Source organism: Rhizobium sp. F40D2 (assembly GCF_051810745.2).
Taxonomy (GTDB): domain Bacteria; phylum Pseudomonadota; class Alphaproteobacteria; order Rhizobiales; family Rhizobiaceae; genus Rhizobium.
This window is the reverse complement of record NZ_CM131436.1, coordinates 2,043,492-2,060,000: the sequence shown is the minus strand read 5'-3', so window position 1 is coordinate 2,060,000 and position 16,509 is coordinate 2,043,492. Positions and strand designations below refer to the sequence as shown.

13 protein-coding genes and 1 pseudogene (1 of these 14 cut by a window edge) are annotated in these 16,509 nt (G+C 62.4%); 3 read left to right on the top strand and 11 right to left on the bottom strand.

All coding sequences use genetic code 11. From position 1 onward, the window contains the following. Positions 1–1,909, top strand: partial view of a peptidoglycan DD-metalloendopeptidase family protein gene (locus ACS4RS_RS09950; RefSeq protein WP_439011098.1) — the 3' portion only. It extends 32 nt beyond the left edge of the window; only the last 1,909 of its 1,941 coding nucleotides appear in the window; the start codon falls outside the window, past its left edge; its stop codon occupies positions 1,907–1,909. Positions 1,910–2,008: 99 nt separating this feature from the next. On the opposite strand, the gene clpB is transcribed toward ACS4RS_RS09950, so the two are convergent. From clpB to ACS4RS_RS09920, 6 genes and pseudogenes are all read right to left on the bottom strand, one after another. Then, a complete protein-coding gene (gene clpB / locus ACS4RS_RS09945) occupies positions 2,009–4,609 on the bottom strand; it encodes an ATP-dependent chaperone ClpB (RefSeq protein WP_439011099.1) in 2,601 nt (866 codons plus the stop codon). 250 nt (positions 4,610–4,859) lie between these two features. Continuing rightward, positions 4,860–5,595, bottom strand: a pseudogene (locus ACS4RS_RS09940) (DUF4167 domain-containing protein). Between the two features lie 342 nt (positions 5,596–5,937). Beyond that, positions 5,938–6,798 carry a peptide chain release factor N(5)-glutamine methyltransferase gene (gene prmC, locus ACS4RS_RS09935; RefSeq protein ID WP_439011101.1) on the bottom strand — a complete coding sequence of 287 codons (861 nt, stop codon included), beginning with the start codon at positions 6,796–6,798 and terminating at the stop codon, positions 5,938–5,940. Beyond that, positions 6,795–7,874: a peptide chain release factor 1 gene (gene prfA / locus ACS4RS_RS09930; RefSeq protein ID WP_439011102.1), complete on the bottom strand. Its 1,080-nt coding sequence runs from the start codon at positions 7,872–7,874 to the stop codon at positions 6,795–6,797. The genes prmC and prfA overlap by 4 nt, the downstream gene beginning before the upstream one ends. A 29-nt stretch (positions 7,875–7,903) precedes the next feature. Beyond that, positions 7,904–10,171 carry a phosphoenolpyruvate--protein phosphotransferase gene (gene ptsP / locus ACS4RS_RS09925; RefSeq protein WP_439011103.1) on the bottom strand — a complete coding sequence of 756 codons (2,268 nt, stop codon included), beginning with the start codon at positions 10,169–10,171 and terminating at the stop codon, positions 7,904–7,906. Positions 10,172–10,260: 89 nt separating this feature from the next. Beyond that, positions 10,261–11,535 carry an aspartate kinase gene (locus ACS4RS_RS09920; RefSeq protein WP_439011104.1) on the bottom strand — a complete coding sequence of 425 codons (1,275 nt, stop codon included), beginning with the start codon at positions 11,533–11,535 and terminating at the stop codon, positions 10,261–10,263. A gap of 299 nt (positions 11,536–11,834) precedes the next feature. On the opposite strand from ACS4RS_RS09920, the gene ubiG reads away from it, so the two are divergent. Continuing rightward, positions 11,835–12,581 (top strand): bifunctional 2-polyprenyl-6-hydroxyphenol methylase/3-demethylubiquinol 3-O-methyltransferase UbiG, encoded by a 747-nt coding sequence (gene ubiG, locus ACS4RS_RS09915; protein WP_439011105.1) that lies wholly within the window; start codon positions 11,835–11,837, stop codon positions 12,579–12,581. A gap of 20 nt (positions 12,582–12,601) precedes the next feature. On the opposite strand, the gene ACS4RS_RS09910 is transcribed toward ubiG, so the two are convergent. Genes ACS4RS_RS09910 through ACS4RS_RS09890 form a run of 5 tightly spaced genes read right to left on the bottom strand, consistent with a single transcriptional unit; the run spans position 12,602 to position 15,540 of the window. After that, positions 12,602–13,180, bottom strand: coding sequence for a DUF3291 domain-containing protein (locus ACS4RS_RS09910; protein ID WP_439011106.1), 579 nt, complete (start codon positions 13,178–13,180; stop codon positions 12,602–12,604). A 1-nt stretch (position 13,181) separates the two neighbouring features. Then, on the bottom strand, positions 13,182–13,610 hold the full coding sequence (locus ACS4RS_RS09905) for a DUF1178 family protein (RefSeq protein WP_439011107.1): 429 nt from the start codon (positions 13,608–13,610) through the stop codon (positions 13,182–13,184). Further along, entirely contained in the window at positions 13,607–14,464 is an 858-nt protein-coding gene (locus tag ACS4RS_RS09900) for a nitrilase-related carbon-nitrogen hydrolase (RefSeq protein WP_439011108.1), read from the bottom strand. Before ACS4RS_RS09900 ends, ACS4RS_RS09905 begins: the two co-directional genes overlap by 4 nt. A 10-nt stretch (positions 14,465–14,474) precedes the next feature. Beyond that, the gene (grxC, locus tag ACS4RS_RS09895) at positions 14,475–14,732 is read right to left on the bottom strand and encodes a glutaredoxin 3 (protein WP_439011109.1); all 258 of its coding nucleotides are present in this window, start codon (positions 14,730–14,732) and stop codon (positions 14,475–14,477) included. Positions 14,733–14,763: 31 nt separating this feature from the next. Further along, positions 14,764–15,540: a double zinc ribbon domain-containing protein gene (locus ACS4RS_RS09890; RefSeq protein WP_439011110.1), complete on the bottom strand. Its 777-nt coding sequence runs from the start codon at positions 15,538–15,540 to the stop codon at positions 14,764–14,766. 77 nt (positions 15,541–15,617) lie between these two features. On the opposite strand from ACS4RS_RS09890, the gene ACS4RS_RS09885 reads away from it, so the two are divergent. Then, complete coding sequence (locus ACS4RS_RS09885; RefSeq protein ID WP_439011111.1) at positions 15,618–16,502, top strand: methyltransferase domain-containing protein; 885 nt, start codon at positions 15,618–15,620, stop codon at positions 16,500–16,502. Positions 16,503–16,509: the final 7 nt, after the last annotated feature.

Genomic DNA, 16,509 nt, shown 5'->3' with positions numbered 1-16,509 from the left:
GGGCAACGAGCCTCCGCTTCTGGCCGACGGCAGGCGTGCGCCCGACCGCCGCGAAGTGTCTCTCCGCTGGCTCTCGGGTACGTTCCTCACCGGCATTACATCCTCGGTCCTGATGGGCGTCGCGCTGTTTGCCGCCCTTGACGGCCGCCAGCAACTGGCGATCCCGGCCGAAGCCTATGCAAGTGCTGCGGCAGACGCGCACGAAGATACGACAGTGGTGCGCGGCGGAAGGCTGATCGCGCCTGCCATCGCCGCAAAACCGTCCGACCGGGCCATCATGGAAGTTTCGACCGTCGTCCACGACGGCGAAAAGGAAGTCGTGCGCCGCCAGCCCTTCGCGCATGTGAAGATGACGCTAGCCGCCAACCATGTGGCGACCGAGGACTATCCCGACTTCGATCCCCTGGCGATCTTTTCCGCCGACGAGCCGCAGCCCGCCCCGCAAAGCCGCACCGGCGCGATTTACGGCTCCGATGTCGAATCCGAAGTCAGCCTAAAGACCGTTTCCTTCCCGACCGGCAAGACCAGCATGAAGATGGCGTCCGGCCTGTCGCTCGAGGAGGTCGAAGAGAATGTACGCTCCAACGGCTCGGTGCTGACGGACGGCAACACCCAGCTTGCGGCCCTTTATTACGTCGATCCGCGCCGTTTCTCCAACGAGGATGCCGATGTCGATCTGACTGCCGGCCTCTCTGCGCGTGTGCTCGAACAGAACATGACCGTCTCCGCATCGGAATCGATCACGCCGCAGACCGAAGAATTTGCCGACGACATCCTGCCCGTCCGCGCCGACACGCCGATCGCCAAGGCGCTGACGGATTCAGGTTATCCGCAGCAATATGCCGATGGCATCGCCGGTTTTATCTCGCAGCAACTGGGTTCCACCGATCTCGACAAGGGCGACGTGCTGCGCATCGGCATCATTCAGAAGGGCGAACAGGCAAAGATCATCCGGGCCAGCGTCTATCGCGGCACCCGCCATCTCGTCACCGTCGCCGTCGACGACAAGGGCAGATACGTGCCCGGCAGCGAACCGCCGATGCTGGATGCTATCGCGACCGCCTTCGATGACAATTCCTTTGCGCCGCCGCCGGGCCAAAACTTGCCGCGCGTCTATGACGGCATCTATCGCGCTGCCCTTTCCTACGGCATGACCAAGGATATGACGGCGCTGATCATCAAGCTGCTCGCCAGCAATGTCGACTTCCAGGCGCAGCTAAGGTCAAGCGATAGTCTCGAAGCTTTCTTCTCCGTCGCCGACAGTACCGGCCAGGCGACCGAGGATTCCGAACTGCTCTACGTCAACGCCCGTTTCGGCGATACGCAGACACGCTTCTACCGCTTCCAGGATCCGGAGGACGGCACGGTCGATTATTTCGACGAGAACGGCAAGAGCATCCGCCAGTTCCTGTTGCGCAACCCGGTTCCGAACGGCATCTTCAAATCGGGCTTCGGCATGCGCCGTCACCCGATCCTCGGTTTCGCCCGCATGCACACCGGCGTCGATTGGGCGGCACCCCGCGGCACCGCGATCATCGCCGCCGGCAACGGCACGGTCGAAAAAGCCGGCTGGGATTCCGGCGGTTACGGCAACCAGACGATTATCCGTCACGCCAACGGTTATGAATCCTCCTACAATCACCAGAGCGCCATCGCCAAAGGCGTCACCCCCGGCGCCAAGATCCGCCAGGGCCAGGTGATTGGCTGGGTCGGCACGACGGGCGAGTCCACCGGGCCACACCTGCATTACGAGCTGATCGTCAACGGCACCAAGGTCGATCCACTGCGCATCCGTCTGCCGGGCGGCAAATCGCTGCAGGGCGAGGCGCTGGCGAAATTCGAGGACGAGCGCAAGCGTATCGATACGCTGCTGAACAACCAGGAGTCCGACCAGGTGGCGAGCAAGTAGTCCGCGCCGCAGCAGGCAAGCTGCATTGGGGCGTTTCGCGCCCATTAAACAGAAATGGCGGCCTAGGCCGCCATTTCTCATTCGTCCGGCAAAGTTGGCCTATGCCGCTTCACTCACCGTCTGGCCTGTCCTGAACTGCAGCCGGTCAGAACCGTTTGTCACCTTCACCGTCGATCCGTCCGGCACCTGGCCGGACAGGATCTGCTCGGCGAGCGGATCCTGCACGAACTTCTGGATTACCCGTTTCAGCGGCCTTGCGCCGTAGACCGGATCGTAACCCTTGTTCGCCAGCCAATGGCGGGCTTCCTCGTCGAGATCGATGACGATCTTCCGTTCGGCGAGTAGCGCCACCAGCCGCTTCAGCTGGATATCAACAATCGCGCCCATCTCCTCGCGCTTCAGGCGATGGAAAAGAATGATCTCATCGATGCGGTTCAGGAATTCCGGCCGGAAATGTCCGCGCACGACCTCCATCACCTGCTCGCGAACTGTATCGCTGTCGTCACCGTCGGCGAGTTGCGTCAGATACTCGGCGCCGAGGTTCGAGGTCATGATGATCATCGTGTTGCGGAAATCGACCGTCCGGCCCTGGCCATCCGTCAGGCGTCCGTCGTCCAGCACTTGCAGCAGGATGTTGAAGACGTCGGGATGTGCCTTTTCGATCTCGTCGAACAGCACGACCTGATAGGGCCTGCGGCGCACGGCTTCCGTCAGCGCTCCGCCTTCGTCGTAACCGACATAGCCGGGAGGCGCGCCGATCAGCCGGGCAACGGAGTGTTTCTCCATATATTCCGACATGTCCATGCGCACCATCGCCGTCTCGTCGTCGAAGAGGAAACGAGCGAGCGCCTTGGTCAGCTCCGTCTTGCCGACGCCGGTCGGGCCGAGGAAAATGAACGAGCCGATGGGCCGGTTCGGATCCTGCAGGCCGGCGCGCGCACGGCGCACCGCCCGCGACACGGCCTGAACCGCATCACCCTGACCGATCACCGATTTCGCCAGCTCGTCTTCCATCCGAAGCAGCTTGTCGCGCTCGCCTTCCAGCATCCTGTCGACCGGAATACCGGTCCAGCGGGAAACGACATGGGCGATATTGTCAGGGATGACAACCTCCTGCACCATTGCGCCGCGTTCGCCATCCTGCTTCTCGGCGTCGACCAGCTGTTTTTCCAGATCCGGAATGACACCATAGGTCAGCTCGCCGGCGCGCTGGAATTCACCCTTGCGCTGGGCGATCGCCAGTTCGTTGCGGGCATCGTCGAGCTGCTTCTTGAGGTCGGCGGCAAGGCCGAGCTTCTGCTTTTCCGCCTGCCAGCGGGCCGTCAGCGCATCGGCCTCCTCTTCGAGGCCGGTCAATTCGGTCTCCAGCCGCTTCAGCCGGTCGGCCGAGGCGACGTCGGTTTCCTTCTTCAGCGCCTCGCGTTCGATCTTCAGCTGAATGATGCGGCGATCGAGTTCGTCGAGCTCTTCCGGTTTGGAATCCACCTGCATGCGCAGCCGCGCAGCCGCCTCATCCATTAAGTCGATCGCCTTGTCGGGCAGGAAGCGGTCGGTGATATAGCGGTTGGAAAGGGTCGCCGCCGCCACCAGCGCCGCATCTGCGATGCGCACCTTGTGATGCTGCTCGTATTTTTCCTTGAGGCCGCGCAGGATCGAGATCGTGTCTTCGACCGTCGGCTCGTCGACGACGACAGGCTGGAAGCGGCGGGCAAGCGCCGGATCCTTCTCGACATGTTTGCGATATTCGTCGAGCGTGGTCGCGCCGACGCAATGCAGCTCGCCGCGGGCAAGAGCGGGCTTCAGGAGGTTGGAGGCGTCCATTGCCCCATCGGCCTTGCCGGCGCCGACCAGCGTGTGCATCTCATCGATGAACAGGATGATCTCACCGTTCTCGGCCTGGACCTCATTGAGCACAGCCTTCAGCCGCTCCTCGAATTCGCCGCGGTATTTCGCACCGGCAATCAGCGCGCCCATGTCGAGCGCCATCAATTTCTTCTCCTTCAGCGATTCCGGCACGTCACCGTTGACGATGCGCAGCGCCAGTCCTTCGACGATTGCCGTCTTGCCGACACCGGGCTCGCCGATCAGCACCGGATTGTTCTTGGTGCGGCGCGAAAGCACCTGGATGGTGCGGCGGATTTCGTCGTCGCGCCCGATCACCGGGTCGAGCTTGCCCTCGCGGGCTTCGGCGGTCAGATCGCGTGCGAATTTCTTCAGCGAATCGAAACCCTGCTCGGCATTGGAAGAATCCGCCGTCCGGCCCTTGCGCATGTCGTTGATGACCTGGTTCAGACCCTGGGCCGTCACGCCTGAATTCTTGAGCGTCGAAAAAGTCGAGGCCGAGGATTCGATTGCCAGCGCCTGCAGCAGGCGCTCGACGGTGACGAAGCTGTCGCCGGCCTTCTTTGCCGCCTCTTCGGCGGTCGAAAGCACTTTGGCGAGTGGCTGCGCCAGATATATGTTGCCGTTGCCGCCGGAAATTTTCGGCAGCTTGGCCAGCGCCGCGTCATTGGCAAGGCGCGCAGCCTTGGCATCGCCGCCGGCGCGCTCGATCAGCGACGCCGCCATCCCCTGATCGTCGTCAAGCAGGACTTTCAGCACATGCTCAGGCGAAAATTGCTGGTGACCCTGCGCCAGCGCATAAGTCTGCGCCGACTGGATGAATCCGCGCACCCGCTCGGAATATTTCTCGATATTCATATTCTACCTCCATGGATCGCCCTGCCCTGATGAGGCGCAGACCGATGATTGAGATCGACCCCCTGAAAAGGCAGGCCGCGCTTGGCCCATCTCTGATTTGGGCGAAGCAGTCGATGAGAATATGGTGCCCTGTTCTGCGAGTTTAAAGAGCCGATAAAACGAAAATCCCCGGCGCGAGGCCGGGGATTTTCGTTGCAATTCTAACAGATGGCATGAACCTCACGCTTCCGCCGAAGGAGAAGCGAAATCATCATTCCGATGCGGCGTCGGCCAGAACCGGCGCCTCGCCTGAGGCACCCTCGCCCTCAGGGGCGGCTTCGCCCTCAGCGCCGCGACGCGGGCGACGGGGACGGCTGCCGGTGCTGCGGCGGCGGGGCTGGCGCCGGCTGGCCGCCGGAGCCCTCCTCATCCATGGCGACCTCGGCCGGAATGCCTTCGATCTCCGGCTGGGGGCCGGTTCCATCGATCACCTCGGGCTGGGGTGCCGGTGCGGCCGGCGGAGCAGGCGTCGGTTGCGGCTGTGCCTGCGGCCGGTGCTGCTGCCTGCTCTGCGGCGGCTGGACGATAACGACATCGTCGCCGTCATTGTCGTTGTTATCCATATCGTCGCCATCGCGATCCGTACCGTCGCGGTCCGCACCATCGCGATCATACTCGCCGCGATCGTCGCGCTGGAAGCGTTCCTGCATCTGCGCCTGGGCGCTGGCGATGATACGATTGTAATGCTCGGCGTGCTGGAGATAGTTCTCGGCAATCACGCGGTCGCCGGAGCTTTGAGCATCGCGGGCAAGCTGCGCGTATTTTTCGGCGATATGCTGGGCAGTCCCGCAGATCTTCACATCGGGGCCGGAGCTGTCATAGGTCCGGGTCAGGGGATTGCCGCCCTTGCGGTTGAAATTGTTGTTATTGTTATTTCCACCGCCGCCGTTGTTATTATTGTTGTTACCACGCCCTCGACCGCGCTTGTTCTGCTGTCCTGGCCTCATAGATCGTTCACCTGAATTCTCTGTTTGTGATGGATACATGGCACCAACCGCCATGACCGGAAAACCGGGTCAGGACCTTTGTGCCGCGAGCATACTGCGCCTTTGCGCCGACCTGCCGCTTGGTTCTCAAGTCAGTTTGACTGATTCACGCGTTGGATCGTGTTCAACCGTTGAAACTCTCGTTTAAAAGAGCGGACCCCCGAGGCAAACCAAGTACCGAACGAATCTCGTTCATTCCTATCTGCCCAACACGTGACCGCAACCTATATTGCTTCCCTGGGAAATCCAAGCCTTTTCTTCGCAATAACAATAATGTCCCGTTCGATGCAGCATTATCGCCTGTCACGCGAGCGCGAACACGAGCACTCTATCGTTCTGACCATAATCTTTTACGGATTTGAGGCACTTGAAGCCTTTCGCTTCAAAGATCGCCGTCACATCGTTCCGCTGATCGTAACCGATTTCCAGCCCGACGACCCCATCGGGCCTCATGAACCTTGCCGCATCCTTGGCGATGACGCGGTAGGCGTCAAGCCCATCCGGGCCGCCATCCAGTGCCGCGACCGGATCGAATTTCGTCACTTCGGGAGCGAGATCGTGAATGACATTGGAAGCAATATAGGGCGGATTTGAGACAATCGCGTGAAACGAACCCTGGATGCTCTCGAACCATTCCGACTGCACCGCCTGAAAACGATCCTGCAACCCGTTTCTTTCTGCATTCGATCTTGCTGTGCGAAGTGCATCCGCCGATATGTCGCTCCCGACACCCGACGCATCAGGACATTCGCTCAAAAGCGCAAGGCATATCGCCCCGGTCCCGGTTCCCATGTCAAGGATATGGAGATGGCCTTGTGCCTTTGCAAGGTCCTTGAGATAGGCAAGCACCGTATCGACCAGGATTTCCGTATCCGGCCGTGGTTCTAGCGTTCCCACCGAGAGGGCAAGCGGCAGGCCGTAGAATTCCCGCTCGCCGAGAATGCGGTGCACCGGCTCATGGCCGAGCCGCCGCTCGACCGCCTTGGACATCATCTCCATCTGCTCAGGCGAGAGCGTCTCGACCGATCGCGTCAAAAGCTCGGTTGGCGATAGTTTCAGAAGGCCCGCGACAAGCAACCGCGCATCGGTCGCCGGGTCGGCGATACCCGCCTCGGTGAAGCGGCGGCGCGCTTCGGCAAGCGTTTCGGCGACCGTCGAACTCATTGCTGCTCGCCGAGCTGCGCCAGCTGGCTTGCCTGGTAATCGGCCATCAGCGCATCGACGACTTCCTCGATCTCGCCTTCCATCATCCGGTCGAGCTTGTAGAGCGTCAGATTGATGCGATGATCGGTTATGCGCCCCTGCGGGAAATTATAGGTTCTGATGCGTTCGGAGCGGTCGCCGGAGCCGACCTGGCTCTTGCGGTCGGCCGAGCGCTCGCTGTCGGCCCGCTGCCGTTCGGCATCGTAGAGTCTGGAGCGCAGCACCTGCATCGCCTTGGCGCGGTTCTGGTGTTGCGATTTTTCCGAGCTGGTGACGACGATGCCGCTCGGCAGATGGGTGATGCGCACCGCCGAGTCCGTCGTATTGACGTGCTGGCCGCCCGCGCCCGAAGAGCGCATCGTGTCGATGCGGATATCTTCCGGCCGGATCTCGATGTCGATCTCCTCGGCCTCCGGCAGCACTGCAACCGTTGCAGCCGACGTATGGATGCGCCCGCCCGCCTCGGTCTCAGGCACACGCTGCACGCGATGCACGCCGGATTCGAATTTCAGCTTTGCGAAGACGCCTCTGCCGGTGATCGTCGCGACAATTTCCTTGTAGCCGCCGGCTTCGCCCTCGCTTGCCGAGAGAACCTCCACCTTCCAGCCTTTCTCCGCCGCGAAGCGCTCATACATGCGAAAGAGGTCACCGGCAAAAAGGGCCGCTTCCGATCCGCCCGTGCCGGCGCGGATTTCGAGGATCGCGCTCTTTTCGTCCGCTGCGTCCTTCGGCAGAAGCAGGATCTGCATCTCCTGCTCGAGCGCCTCGATCTGCTCTTTCACCTCGGGCAGCTCCAGCTCGGCAAGGTCGCGCATTTCACGATCGACCGACTTGTCCTCGATGAGCGTTTCGAGATCGGCAAGCTCGGCATTCGCCTTCTCATAGGCGCGGATCTTGGTCACGACGGGCTGCAGCTCGGAATATTCGGATGCGAGCTTCACATAGACGTCGGCGGCCGGGCCGGCCGACATGCGCGCTTCGATCTCACCGAAACGGCGTTCCAGCTCGCGCATCTTTTCAACGGGAAGCTTCGCCACCCTTCACTCCGATTCTTCTTAACGTCTGCCTAAAGGGGAATATTGTGGCTCTCGGCGAAGCGGGCAAGCATCTCGCGCATCGGCGTCATGGCGTGGACATCGTCCAGTATCTCATTCATCGCCGTTGCCAGCGCCCCGACATCGAGCCCGAGCAGCATCGCCTTCACCGGTCCGATCGAGGCCGGCGACATCGAGATGGAGCGGAAGCCGATACCGAGCAGCGCCATCGCCGAGATGGGCTTGCTGGCGAGTTCGCCGCACAGCGTCACCGGCGTCTTGTTCCGGTCCGCGCCGCGCACGATATCACGCAGAATGCGCAAAAACGGTTTGCCGAGCGGGTCGAACCGGTCCGAGACCCGCGCATTGCCGCGATCGACCGCCATCGAGAACTGGAAGAGGTCGTTCGAACCGACCGAGACGAAATCCACCGCCTCCATCAGCTCGTCGAGCTGCCAAAGCAGTGCAGGCACCTCCAGCATCGCGCCGAATTGCAGCTTGCGCGGCAGCCCGTGGCCGAAGCGTGAGAGATGCTGCACTTCCTTCTGCAGCAGCTCGCGCACCACCTTCAGCTCGGAAACCTCGGTCACCATCGGCACCATCAGCTTCAGCTCGGTATCGGCCGATGCCTTCAACAGGGCGCGCAGCTGAGTGCGCAACAGTCCCGGCCTGTCGAGCGACAGCCGGATGGCGCGCCAGCCGAGTGCGGGATTTTCTTCTTCGTGGCCGCGGAAATAGGGCACGACCTTATCGCCGCCGATATCGAGCGTACGGAAGGTAACGGGGCGGCCCGCCGCCTGTTTTATCACATTGCGATAGAACTGCTCCTGCTCGTCCGCCTTCGGCATGGTGGAGGCGATCATGAACTGCAGTTCGGTGCGGAACAGGCCGATGCCCTCGGCACCTGATTCCGAAAGCTGTGGCAGGTCGACCAGCAGCCCGGCATTCATCATCAGCGCGATCCGCTGCCCATCCTTTGTCACCGGCTCGACGGCGCGCAGCGCCCGGAACTGTTCCTGCCGCCTGGCGCGGAAGCGAACCTTTTCCTCGTAGGAACGCCGATGATCGGCCATCGGCCGCAGATGCACATGTCCCTCGTCGGCGTCGATGATCACAGCATCGCCGTTCTCGGCGAGCGCCACCACACCCGCTGCCTGGCCGATGACCGGAATACCCATGGCGCGCGCGACGATCACCACATGGCTGGTCACCGCGCCCTCTTCCAGCACCAGCCCGCGCACATTGGCGCGGGGATAATCGAGCAGCTCGGCCGCCCCCATGGCGCGCGCCAAGATGACCGCATCGTTGGGGAAGCCTTCGGCGGTCGTCCGCCCGGTATAACCCGTCAATTGCCTGAGCAGCCGGTTCGCCAGATCCTCGAAATCATGCATGCGTTCGCGCAGATAGGGGTCGGTCAACCGCATCATCCGCGCCTTGGTGTCGCTCTGCACCTTCTCGACTGCCGCTTCCGCCGTCAGGCCGTTGCGGATCGCCTCCTCGAGCTTGCGCACCCAGCCCTGGTCATGCGCGAACATGCGATAGGTTTCGAGCACCTCGCGGTGCTCGCCTTCCATCGACACGTCGCGGCGCGACAGCATGTCGTCGATCGAGATCCTGAGCGAGCCCATGGCTTCGGCCAGCCGCCGGATTTCCTTCTCGGCATCTTCGTTGAGCAGGTTGGTGACGACGATGCGCGGCTCGTGCAGCACGACGTAACCGAGGCCGATGCCGTCATTATAGGTGTCGCCGTCAACGGTCACCGAACGCGTCAGATCGAGTTCGAGGCCAGGCTTGGTGATCTTCTTCAGCTCGCCGGTGGCGATCATCTCGGCCAGCACCATCGCGGTCGTCTCGAGCGCTTCCAGCTCCTCCTCGCGATAGTTGCGGCTCGCCTTGTTCTGCACGACGAGAACGCCAAGCGAGCGCCCGGTTCGGAGGATCGGCACGCCGAGGAAGGAATGGTAGATTTCTTCGCCGGTTTCCGGCAGATAGCGGAAAGCAGGATGCGACTGTGCGTCGGAAAGGTTCAGCGGCTGGGCCGAGGCCGCGATAGTGCCGACCAGACCCTGCCCCATCTTCAATTGCGCCAGGTGCACGGCCTCACGGTTGAGGCCTTCGGTCGCATAGAGTTCGAGCACGCCATCGGCGCGCAGCACGTAAACCGAGCAGACCTCGGCCACCATGTTGCCGGCAATCTGGCGGACGATCCGGTCAAGACGATCCTGCGGCTCCAGCGGCTCCGCCATCAACTCGCGCAGCCGCCTGAGCAGCACGCGCGGACCGCCGGAAAGGTCTCTCATGGCGTCTCAAGCTCCCGAAACAAAGCACTCAGTCCCGGCGGGCCGGCCCTCGTCTCCTCAACCTGAAGGGGCAGGCCGCCCACTGGGAATCAATTCTTATCCAGACCGTAGCAGGAATGCAAAGTCCTGACAGCGAGTTCCGCATAAGGACCGTCGATCAGGATAGAAATCTTGATCTCGGAGGTGGTGATCGCCTTGATGTTGATGCCTTTTTCGGCAAGTGCACGAAATGCGGTAGCGGCAACGCCGGCGTGGCTGCGCATGCCGATGCCGATGACCGACACTTTCACCAGCCCCGATTCGTTCTGCACGACATCGTAGCCGATCCTCTCCTTATGGTCGCTAAGCACCTTGATCGCCTTCTCGACGTCGCCTGACGGCACGGTGAAGGTCATGTCGGTCTTCGACCCGTCCTCGGAGATATTCTGGACGATCATGTCAACATTGATATGGGATTCGGCGAGCGGCCCGAAGATTGCCGCGGAGACGCCCGGCCGGTCGGCAAGACGGCGAAGCGAGATCTGAGCCTCATCCTTGGCATAGGCGATGCCGGTGACTACTTCCTGTTCCACGATTTCATCCTCGTCACAAATCAGCGTTCCGGGCGGGTTTAGCAGATCGCCCATGCCCGGAGCATCGGGATCTTCGAATGACGATCGCACGAAGGTGCGCACCTTGTGTACCATGGCAAGCTCGACCGAGCGCACCTGCAGCACCTTGGCGCCGAGCGACGCCATCTCGAGCATTTCCTCGAAGGCGATCTTCTTCAGCCTGCGCGCCTTCGGCACGATGCGCGGGTCGGTCGTATAGACGCCGTCGACATCGGTATAGATATCACAGCGATCCGCCTTCACAGCAGCCGCGATCGCGACCGCCGAGGTGTCCGATCCGCCGCGGCCAAGCGTCGCGAGGCGGTTGTCGGGTCCCAGTCCCTGGAAGCCGGCGATGACGGCAACCTGCCCCTCGCCCATCCGCTTGACGATGTCGGAGCCGTCGATCTCCATGATCCGCGCCGCGCCATGCGCATTGTCGGTGCGGATCGGGATCTGCCACCCCTGCCAGGAGCGCGCATTGATATCCATCGCCTGCAAAGCGATCGCCAGCAGCCCGGAGGTTACCTGCTCGCCGGAGGCGACCACCGCATCATATTCCCGGGCATCGTAAAACGGAGAATTGGCGCCGATCACCTTCGGCATGCCCTGCACCCAGCCGACCAACTCATTGGTCTTGCCGGACATGGCCGACACCACCACCGCCACCTCGTGGCCGGCGTCGACTTCGCGTTTGACATGGCGGGCGACGTTCTTGATGCGGTCCAGGTCAGCGACGGACGTGCCGCCGAATTTCATTACGATGCGTGCCATATGCCTCTACCACGACTGGCGCCGGGAAAGCGGAAAACCGGACCCGGCATCACGAAAGCTCTGGGGCGGACCGCTTGGGCCAGAGAGCCGGCTTCCCGACTTCTGGAACCGCTCTAAAAGCCCGGGTCCCCAAGGCCCCAAGTTGCGGCGTCTCTTAGCGAGTTTGGCGGGGGGAGGCAAGCGCGCGCGATAAATGCGGTTGGCGAGCGGCTCCACGCTCACCAGTCCTCTGCTCCGCGCCCCTTGACTTATGCCCCCGATCGTCCGACTTCACGTGTCACGAACGCAAGGAGTGGACGATGACGGAAGGCGCCAGAAGCACGATCGACCAGGGCGAAGTGGACCGCTTCTCGGCGATGGCGGCGGAATGGTGGAGCCCGACCGGCAAGTTCCGGCCGCTGCACAAATTCAATCCCGTCCGCCTCGCCTATATAAGAGACAAGGCCTGCGAGAATTTCGGCCGTGATCCGAAGAGCGCGCGTCCGCTGGAAGGTCTGCGCGTGCTCGATATCGGCTGCGGCGGCGGCCTGTTGTCCGAACCTGTCGCCCGCATGGGCGCCACCGTCACCGGCGCCGATCCTTCCGAAAAGAATATCGGCATCGCCTCGACCCATGCCAAAGCCTCCGGCGTTTCGGTCGATTACCGCGCCGTCACCGCCGAGGAACTGGCGGACGCCGGCGAAACCTTCGACATCGTCCTGAACATGGAAGTGGTCGAACACGTCGCCGATGTCGAGTTCTTCATGACGACCTGCGCAAAAATGGTCCGCCCCGGCGGCCTGATCTTCGTTGCCACCATCAACCGCACGATGAAAGCAGCAGCCCTTGCCATCTTCGCCGCCGAGAACATTCTGCGCTGGCTGCCGCGCGGCACCCACCAATATGACAAGCTGGTGCGCCCGGAAGAGCTGGAAAAGCCGTTGACGGCAAGCGGCCTCGAGATCACCGACCGCACCGGCGTCTTCTTCAATCCGCTGTCGAACCAGTGGAACCTGTCCAAAGACATGGACGTGAATTACATGCTGCTGGCCAAGCGGTCTGCATAGCTCCACCGATAATAAGCCGGCTACACTTTCAGCGTCTGAACATGTGCAAGCAGATCCATCTGGGTTTCTTCGTTGCGAATGGCAAGTTCCTTGACCCGATCGCGATCGATTGTCGTCTCCGCTCCGTCAGGCCCGTAAGGCTGCTTGAACGTGAAAGCGCTGGAGCTTGGCCCGTGATCGGCGAGATATTCGAGGCGCTCGACACCCTCCCGCCAATCCGGCCTGTGATGGCCGGGCACCCACCACAGAACCAGCGGCGGCCATGTCTGTTTCACATTCCAGTTGCGCGCATGTTTCAGCGCCTCTGCATGCACGCCGTTATAGGTAAAGGCCATCAGGCTCTCGATGTCGGCCCAGAGCGAAAGAGAGGCGGGCGCGGACGTAAAGCCACTGCCTTCGATATAACGGGGAAAGACCTGAACGCCCCAGCTTCTGGCTCCCGGATAACCGGCATAGCCCGAGCGTCCGATGAAGCCGCAGGCACGGGCCGCGGCTTCGAAATTCAATGGCTCGCGGAGAACGAAGCCCTCGACCGTTTTGCTTTCGGCAGGCGCGACGTGCAGGCCGAAATTGTAGAAGGCCAGACGCGCGGACGGCATTTCAGTTCACATCCTCGGGCAGAACCGGAATGGCGGCGATCTCGATGCCCTCTTCGAGCAGCGCCTGCACCTCGTCGACCGTCGCCTGACCGATAATGCCGCGGGCATCCGCCTCGCCATAGTGGATCTTGCGGGCCTCCTCGGGAAATTGCGTGCCGACATCCTCGGAATTGGCCTTGACCGCCGCGACCGCCTCTTTGAGCTTCTGCAGCGCCTCCTGACGCATGGCATCCATCGCCAGCGTCTGCCTCTCGTCCTTCTTGCGTGCCGTCGACACCGAAGGTGCCATCAGCAGCTTGGAGACGGCGGCGGAATGGCAGACCGGGCAGGTCAGGAAACCGGTCGCGACCTGACGGTCGAAATCGGCGCTTTCTGAAAACCAGCCCTCGAATTCATGAGCATTGTCGCAGGTGAGGGAATAGCGGATCAAGCGGCGACGCCTCCTGCGACTGCCCCCGCAATCTTCTCGACCGAGAATTCCCGGCCGTTCCTGAGGTTCGGGATCTTGTCATGCGCAGCCTTCACTGCGGCGGGATCGATCTCGGCGACAATGACAGCCTCGCCGGTGGCGCCGGCCGAGGCCAGCACCGCGCCCCAGGGGTCGATGATCATAGAATGGCCGAAGGTCTCGCGCCCGTCCTCGTGCCGGCCGGCCTGCGCGGCGGCGATGACAAAGACACCGTTCTCGATAGCGCGTGCGCGCAGCAGGATCTCCCAATGCGCCTCGCCGGTCTGCTTGGTGAAGGCGGCCGGAACCGTCATCACCTCGGCACCGGCAACCGCCTGGGCGCGGAAGAGCGCCGGAAAACGCACGTCGTAGCAGATCGCGAAGCCCATTTCGGCAAAGGGCAGCGACAGGATGCGCGCCTCCGAGCCGGCCGTATAGGCGGCACTTTCACGCCAGCTCTCGCCATTGTCGAGGTCGACGTCGAACATGTGGATCTTGTCGTAGCGATTGAGGATCTGGCCGTCGGGGCCGAACAGGAAACCGCGATTGGCGATCTTTCCGTCCGCGAGCGCAATCGCCGTCGAGCCGACATGCATGTGGATGCCGAGTTCCCGGGCGAGCTCGGAGCCGGTCTTGACAATGATGTCATGCGTCTCGTCTGCGAGCACCGCGCGCGCCGCCGCGCGGTCGCGCTGCAGCATGCCGGTCATCTCGGGCGTCTGCACATAGGTGGCGCCCTGGGCGGCCGCCTCGCGCACCAGCCGCGCCATGGCGGCGGCGTTCTTCACCGGATCGACCCCGGAGCACATCTGGACGGCGGCGGCCTTGAAGCTCATCGGTTCGTCCTCAGGCCGCCAGCATCGGATCGAGCTTGCCGGCCCGATCGAGCGCAAAGAGATCGTCGCAGCCGCCGACATGATCGGCGCCGATGAAGATCTGCGGAAAGGTGGCGCGGCCGTTCGACTTGCCGATCATTTCCTGGCGAAGGTCCGGTGAATACGTCGCATCGTGTTCGACGTAATCGACGCCCTTTTCTTCGAGAAGGGACTTGGCGCGGGTGCAATAGCCGCAGAACTGCCGCGTATAGATGGTGACGGGTACCATAATCTCTCCAGACCGATGCCGGGTATTTCTGTCATATAGGCTCGGAGAGAGCCCTTGCAAAGGTCAAAACCGTGATCTCGGCCGCGCCCGCCTTGCGCAGCGTCCGGCTTGCCGCGGCAACCGTCGCTCCAGTCGTGTAGACGTCGTCGATAAGGACGACGCGCTTGCCGAAAATGTCGTTTTCGCAACCCTTGGCAATCGCGAATGCGCCCCTCACATTGTCCTCGCGCGCCTTCGCGCCGAGGCCGACCTGCTGGCTGGTGCGTTTGACGCGAATAAGCGTGGCGGCCAGCAGCGGCTTACCCGAGAGCCTTGCCATATGGCGGGCAAGTTCGGCTGCCTGGTTGAATTTGCGCGTCAGCATCCGGGTGCGATGCAGCGGCACCGGGATCAGGCCATCGCAGCTTTCGACCGTCCCGTCGGAAGCGCGCAACATCCAGGCGGCCATCATCGGCGCCAGATCGGTGCGATCGCGATATTTCAGCCCATGAACGAGATCGCGAACCGCATGGTCGTGGGTTGCAGCCGAGCGCAGCCGGTCGAAAGGCGGCGGGTTGGCGATCGCCTCGGCGCTGAGGATGCCGGCGCCGAGATCGTGCGAGAAGGGAATACCGAGCACTTCGCAATAGGGCCGTTCGATGAAACGGATGCCGGACCAGCATTTCGCGCAGACGCCGCGATGGCCGCCGGTGGAAATGCCGCAGACGGAACAGGCTGGCGGATAGAGAAAATCGGCAAGTGCCGAAAACGGCCGCATGAGCTGCGCCCGCAAGAACTCCACCCGTGTTTCGCCATCGATCGGCCCCATGCGGCTGAGACTAGCCTGTTCTCCTCCAAAGGAAAATCGCCTTGCTGCTGCTACGGAGCGGGATTAAGGACATCGTCATGGAAACGATCTTCGACAAAACCCTGATCGCCGCGCATCGCCATCGCGCGCTTGCCAACAACGATCCGAAAGCGGCCTTCCTGCTCGACATTGCCGCAGAGGAAATGGCCGACAGGCTTGCCGTGGTCGAACGGACCTTCGAGACCGCCGTCGAACTGCATGGCGCAACGGGGGCCGCCGCCCGTGCTGCTCTGGCGACCGGCAAGATCGGCACAATGATCCGTATCGAAAGCGAGAAGGCCTATGCGGCCCAAGGTGAAACCTTGACCGAGGCGCCGCTCGAAGACGTGCCGCTCGAGCCGCAATCGGCCAATCTCATACTTGCTCCGCTCAGCCTGCATCTGACCAACGACACGCCTGGTGTTTTTATCCAGATCCGCCGCGCCCTGAAGCCGGACGGCCTGTTCCTGGCTGCGATCCCCGGCGCCGGCACGCTGCAAGAACTGCGCGACGTGCTGCTCGCCGCCGAGGTCGAGATGACGGGTGGCGCAAGCCCGCGCGTCATTCCCTTCGCCGATGTGCGCGATATCGGCAGCCTCATGCAGCGCGCCGGCTTCACGCTGCCGGTGATCGACGCGGAAAACTACACGGTACGCTATGATTCGCTCTTTCCGCTGATGCGGGATCTCCGAGCCATGGGCATGAGCAATCCGCTTGCAGCCCGCAGCCGCATGCCGCTGACGCGCGCCTTCTTCCAGCGCGCGGCGGAGATCTATGCCGAGCGCTATTCAGATTCCGACGGGCGCATTCGCGCGACCTTTTCGATCATCTATGTCTCCGGCTGGGCTCCCCACGAGAGCCAGCAGAAGCCACTCCAGCCGGGTTCGGCCAAGGCACGCCTTGCCGATGCGCTGAAAGTGGACGAGCACAAGCTCAGGCAATAGAGCACGA

Excerpts from the sequence above, each read along its gene's own strand:
- clpB (WP_439011099.1), bottom strand. The coding sequence starts at position 4,609 with ATGAATATCGAGAAATATTCCGAGCGGGTGCGCGGATTCATCCAGTCG.
- ACS4RS_RS09910 (WP_439011106.1), bottom strand. The coding sequence starts at position 13,180 with ATGCCGTCCGCGCGTCTGGCCTTCTACAATTTCGGCCTGCACGTCGCG.
- prmC (WP_439011101.1), bottom strand. The coding sequence starts at position 6,798 with ATGAGTTCGACGGTCGCCGAAACGCTTGCCGAAGCGCGCCGCCGCTTC.
- ACS4RS_RS09885 (WP_439011111.1), top strand. The coding sequence starts at position 15,618 with ATGGAAACGATCTTCGACAAAACCCTGATCGCCGCGCATCGCCATCGC.
- ubiG (WP_439011105.1), top strand. The coding sequence starts at position 11,835 with ATGACGGAAGGCGCCAGAAGCACGATCGACCAGGGCGAAGTGGACCGC.
- ACS4RS_RS09890 (WP_439011110.1), bottom strand. The coding sequence starts at position 15,540 with ATGGGGCCGATCGATGGCGAAACACGGGTGGAGTTCTTGCGGGCGCAG.
- grxC (WP_439011109.1), bottom strand. The coding sequence starts at position 14,732 with ATGGTACCCGTCACCATCTATACGCGGCAGTTCTGCGGCTATTGCACC.
- ACS4RS_RS09920 (WP_439011104.1), bottom strand. The coding sequence starts at position 11,535 with ATGGCACGCATCGTAATGAAATTCGGCGGCACGTCCGTCGCTGACCTG.
- ACS4RS_RS09900 (WP_439011108.1), bottom strand. The coding sequence starts at position 14,464 with ATGAGCTTCAAGGCCGCCGCCGTCCAGATGTGCTCCGGGGTCGATCCG.
- ptsP (WP_439011103.1), bottom strand. The coding sequence starts at position 10,171 with ATGAGAGACCTTTCCGGCGGTCCGCGCGTGCTGCTCAGGCGGCTGCGC.